At 66.7% G+C, this 5,220-nt stretch carries 3 protein-coding genes and 1 pseudogene; 1 reads left to right on the forward strand and 3 read right to left on the reverse strand.

Annotated elements, in window-relative coordinates:
- Positions 1-75 precede the first annotated feature (75 nt).
- Positions 76-1,103: pseudogene (istA, locus tag AC1WTP_RS34085) on the reverse strand (IS21 family transposase); the annotation flags it as partial.
- Between the two features lie 464 nt (positions 1,104-1,567).
- Between istA and AC1WTP_RS34090 the strand changes: the two are divergent.
- Positions 1,568-2,221: a Type 1 glutamine amidotransferase-like domain-containing protein gene (locus tag AC1WTP_RS34090; protein ID WP_481653326.1), complete on the forward strand. Its 654-nt coding sequence runs from the start codon at positions 1,568-1,570 to the stop codon at positions 2,219-2,221.
- Here AC1WTP_RS34090 and AC1WTP_RS34095 read toward each other — a convergent pair.
- Positions 2,216-2,941 (reverse strand): hypothetical protein, encoded by a 726-nt coding sequence (locus AC1WTP_RS34095; RefSeq protein WP_481653327.1) that lies wholly within the window; start codon positions 2,939-2,941, stop codon positions 2,216-2,218. The genes AC1WTP_RS34090 and AC1WTP_RS34095 overlap by 6 nt on opposite strands.
- Positions 2,942-4,629: 1,688 nt before the next feature.
- Positions 4,630-5,070, reverse strand: coding sequence for a DUF4396 domain-containing protein (locus tag AC1WTP_RS34100; RefSeq protein ID WP_481653328.1), 441 nt, complete (start codon positions 5,068-5,070; stop codon positions 4,630-4,632).
- Between the last annotated feature and the right edge of the window lie 150 nt (positions 5,071-5,220).

The raw sequence follows: 5,220 nt of genomic DNA on the forward strand, positions 1-5,220 counted from the left end.
TCACACAGAGACTCACGCGATGACCCACCTCTATCCCGGCGGCACGCCGAAGCAGGTCAGCTTCTACACCACCCGGCAGAACACCTGCACCCAGTCGGCGTCAGCCTTGACCTCCACTCGTCGTCCCACCGCCGACGGGTGCACCGAATAGTCGTTGCTGTCCAGACGGACGTAATGATCCCGCGGCAACCGCGTCGTCTGCCGCCAGCCGACCACCGGCGCGACCGGCGGAAGCGGCACCATCGCCGCCCGGTCAGCCTCCCACCGGTCCACCGGACGGCAGCCCAACACCCGATGCCGGCGGTTGTTCGCCCGGACCAGCCAGTCGGTCAGCTGGGCGTTGAAGTCCTGCGGTGAACCGAACCGGCGCCCCGGCAGGAACGACGTCTCGAGATAGCCGTTGGCCGCTCGACCAGACCCTTGGCCTCCGGGTCCGCCGGCCGGCACTGAATCACGCGGATGCCGAGGGTGCCGCGGAAGGCGTTCATCGCCTCGGTCAACTGCGGCCTGCCGGCCCGCCACTGCCCCACCGCGGACTCGTTGCCCCACACCAGCGCCTTCGGCACCCGATCCCAGCCGGCGATGAGCGTCCAGTGCCCGGCCAGCAGATCCGCCGACTGCCGCGACGGAATCATCACCGCCGACAGCCACCGCGAATACCCGCACACCACCACCAGCACCGGTGGTCGGCCGGTCTGCCCGAACCCCAACGGCACGTCCGCCGGCGGGAACCACAGATCGCACTGCGCCAGCTCACCCGGCAGATAGTCGGTGCGTTGCGCCGGATCAGGGCGCTGGAACAACGGCCGCAACTGCTGGACCCGATCGCAGAACACCGTCTTGCCGCGGACCCACCCGACCCGTTCCATGATCACCGTCGAAGGCATGTCCGGGAACTCCGCCAACAACGCCCGAATCTGCGGCTCGACCGCATCCACGATCGAACCCTTCGCCGCCCGCCGATACCGCGGCGGCTCGTCACTGGCCAGGGCCTTCTTCACGGTGTTGCGCGACATCTTCAACCGCCGTGCGATGGCCTGGATCGCCATGCCCTCCGACCGCCGCAGCCGCCGGATCTCCGCCCAGTCCTCCACGCTCAGCACCTCCCGATGCTTCAGGAGGTGGTCCGGATTCAGCCGGAACCACGTGGTCAGTTTTCAGGCGGAGCCGACACGTGCCGGACGAGGTTGGGTCAACTGCGCTGCTGTGGCGGTGTCCGCCGGGCGTCCGTGACACGAAAGCCGACTCAGCCGGTTCCGGCAGCGTCCGTCTTGCGTCAAGGCCGTCTTGACGTGACGGGGGCGGCGGCCCGCTCATAACGAGGCGGATGAGAGCCACACGACCAGCATGGGCAGCCGAATTGAGAGCGGCAGCCCGGGCGCCTCGACCGAGGCCTGGCCGGGCCACGGTCGCAGGTCAATTAAACAAGTAGCCGATGTGCGTGCGGGGGGGGCTTGAGGGGTCGCAACGGCGATGAGTTTCGCTATGGTGTCCAGTCTGTCTTTCCATGCACCGATCTCCCGACTCTCGAGCAGAGCGTCATGACCGCTACGTACAGGAGGCAAGCGTGAAGCTTCTTCTCACGTCCGCGGGCGTCCAGAACCCGAGCATCCGCGATGCGCTGGTCGACCTGCTGGGCAAGCCGATCGCCGACTCCAGTGCCCTCTGTATCCCTACGGCGTGCCACCCCATGGGCGGGCCAGCCTCGGCCTGGCGCTTCATCACCGGTCAGACGCCGCTACCCATGTGCGACCTGGGCTGGAAGTCGCTGGGCGTCCTCGAGCTGACAGCGCTGCCCAGCATCGGCGAGGAGCGGTGGGTCCCCTGGGTCCGGGAGGCTGACGTCATGCTCGTGGCCGGCGGCGATGCGACGTACCTGTGCCACTGGATGCGGCAGTCCGGGCTGGCGGACCTCCTGCCGTCGCTGCGGGACACCGTCTGGGTGGGGTTGAGTGCTGGGAGCATGGTGCTGACCCCCCGGATCGGTGCGGACTTCGTCGAGTGGCAGTCCGCGCCCGACGACCACACACTGGGGGTCGTCGACTTCTCGATCTTCCCGCACCTAGGTCTCGAGCCCGACAACACCATGGCTGGTGCCGAGAGATGGGCGGCCGAGATCGCCGGTCCGGCGTACGCAATCGACGACCAGACGGCCATCAAGGTGACCGACGGAACCGTCGAGGTCGTCTCCGAGGGGCACTGGAAGCTGTTCCCCTCATAGCCGCGGCCAACAGTGATCGGTGTGGCGAAGCGCCCGCTCATGCCGCTGATCGCGCGTTACGGAGGCACGACTTTGCCGATGAGCGCCGGTGTGACGGGACGCTGCCGATGGCCACGGGTGCTCTACCGGTTTAGGTGGGCTGCGCGTGTCCCACCAGCGTGGAAGATCGACGCCCGGCGCTTCCGGGCTGGTGAAATGGAACGGCACACCGACATGCTGGGCGACAGCCTGCCCCTGCTCGGTTGCCTGCCGCGCCTCGGGCCAGGGCGGCACCTGGCCGTTGAACAGGCGGATGTCACCGCCGTGCCGCAGCACCGTCAACGGCACCTCGTCGAAGCGGTCATGGTGGCGGCCCGGCCGCCGGACGACCGCGACCAGGTCGACGCACCAGCCCTGCGTGTCACCGTCCCACAGTGCTTCGACGGCGACGACCGGTGCGGTGATGGCGGCCGCCTTCTCGATCAGCTGCGCGGTCGTCGGTGGCGCTGGCTCCGGCTCGACGAGACCCCGCCGGTCCAGTTCGGCGCGCCGCTCGATCAGCAGATCCTGGGCCTGGTACAGACCGGGCGGCGGCTGCAGTCCGCCTTCCCGACGCAGGAGGACGACAGCCGCGATCAGCCGACGCGCGCACAGCAGCCCGTCGATCCGGTCCCGCAGCTGCGGGCTCAGCGCGTTCCACCAGTCGTCGTGCGCATACATGCCGCCATTCTCGCCGATCATGCCGGCGGCTATCCGCACCGACGGACGCAGCCCTGACATGCCGTCCGGATCTGCCGCTGACAGGCGCGGCGTTCGTGAACGTGCTTTGCAATCCGATGCGGCTGCAGGAGTCAGCGCTGGTGCCAGCCGCCAAGCTGCTGGGCTGGCAGCTCACGATCCCGACGTCGGCCGTCCGATGCAGGGCCGGTTCGGGGGAGCAGGTTGGGAGCAGCTGGGTGCACTGAACGGCTGTGAACTGCGTCCAACGGCTTCGGACGGTATTCAACTGCACCCACCCCTGCCTGCGGCTCCACGTTTTCGCAGGTCAGAGGCGGTGCAGCGTCCTGTTTCACACAACTGCACTCAACGGCAGCGAACAGCAGTCAACGGCACTCTATCTCGCCTGGTAGGGAAGTATCCGCAGGTCACCGCGGTAAGGACCCTGTGAGGGTCCATGCCTTGCGGGTGGGTGCAGATTGGGGTGCAGGTTGGCGAAGTGGTCACCGCGTCCGAAGTGGTCACTGGCGTCGGAGGGAGGAGGGCGCCATGACCTGTGACGATGTGACCGAGCGAGTGGGTGTGACCTCCCAGAGAACACCGAAGCGGTCAAGTCGCTGGCGCTACGGGGCGGCGTTCCTCCAGCGGGCCCGAGCTCTCGAAGACAGTTGCGGGATCGAGCACGGGCTGACGGTAGCCGGTTGACGTCAGACCCAGGAACAGCTCCAACGCACCAGCTTGATCGATGTCGGGTGGTGATGATGACGGCGGCAGCTTGCACATCGCCATCCGGTAACGCCCTACGGACGAGTCGAACCTGACGCCGGATTCGGACAGCACCGGATGTGGTGCACAGAGCTGACGAGCGAGGGCTCGCCCTGGGTGTGTCTAGGCCGTCGTTGGGCCATCAAGGGCCGACCAAGGATGATCAGTGACGACCACCAGCAAGTTGGCCACCATGCGACGGCTTTGACCTGGTGGGCGACGGACGAGTCGACCTGTACGCCGGATTCCGTTACAGGGACGATTGGTGGAAGTAGACGGTGGCCGACCACCAGTCACCGTCGGCCGTGACCTCGCTGTGCAGGATGACGTCCTGGACCTCGATGCCGGGCCGTTGTTCGATGCTGTCTGCGATGCGGCGTAGCAGCGCCGGGATGTTGTCTTGGCCGGGGCCGACTGGGTTGGCTTGCGAGAAGTGCTTGATGGTCCACGACTCCGGTTCGGACGGCGGCCGTCTCCGGCGGTGTGGGGCACACAGGGGGCACAAGACACTGTCAAAGGTTGTCAACCAGCCACCAACGTTGGCAGCCCAAGGGACGTTCCCCCAGCTCCGGCGGCGACTACGGCCTCCTGCCGTACCGGCCGGTCTGCTGACCCTGCAGCGTTAGTGGCATGACAAGGGCCCGGCTCAAGTTCCTGACGTTTGCGGGCGAGGGCGTACGCCGAATCGGGTGAACGTTGTCACCGCTCGCGGTCAGGATCGAGTGGAGTTGGAGGGGCGGGCTCGGTGCAAGGCCGAACCCGCTCCGGGTCACGCAGAGGGCAACGCAGTTGGATGCCTTCCTCGACTGCGCCGGCGGCAACCTGCTGACCGAGCTGGACGCGCCGTAGCGAATCGGCCGAACGATCCGGCACTCACCACCAGAGGATCACCGTCCGAGGCGCGCTCGGACGGAACAGCCCCACGGGCGTCGGCGCAGCACACCCACCTACTGCGGCGTGCCCAGCAGGTCCTCTTTAACGCCGCGGCGGATCAGCCACAGGGTTGGCGGCCAAGCGGCAAAGAAGCCGATGATCAACCCGATCTGGACAATGAGCCAGAACACCGGACTACTAGGCTTCAGGGTCTCGTGGAACACCATAAACTCCATTATCGCCAGCCAACCCAAGAGGGCGAACTCGAAGGCGGACACGCCCAGCAGATCTCCCCTGAGGAACTTCCGCATTGCGGCCCACGCTCTTCGACCACCCGTGTCAGCCTCATTGGAGTAGCGGAAGGCAAGGCCTACCATCACTGCGGCTACATAATCGCCCACGAATTCGGCCCACAGTCTCTTGTCGAACATCTCGAGGCTAAAGCCGAAGACGACAAGAGTGGCAATGAAGGCACCCAGAACGCAGTGCGTCGCACAGTGTAAGGTTTCGATCATCGTGGCAGCATGTCGCGGCCTCTTGGGCGGAGTGCGGTGCCGCTCCAGCCACCGGGGAGACTGGGGCCTACCCCACGGCCCCGGCGTTGTTCCGGCTTGAGGTGTTCTGTCCAGGTTGAGGACCGGACAGAGCTGAAGTTGTGGGACGAG

The organism is Micromonospora sp. R311, assembly GCF_056780015.1.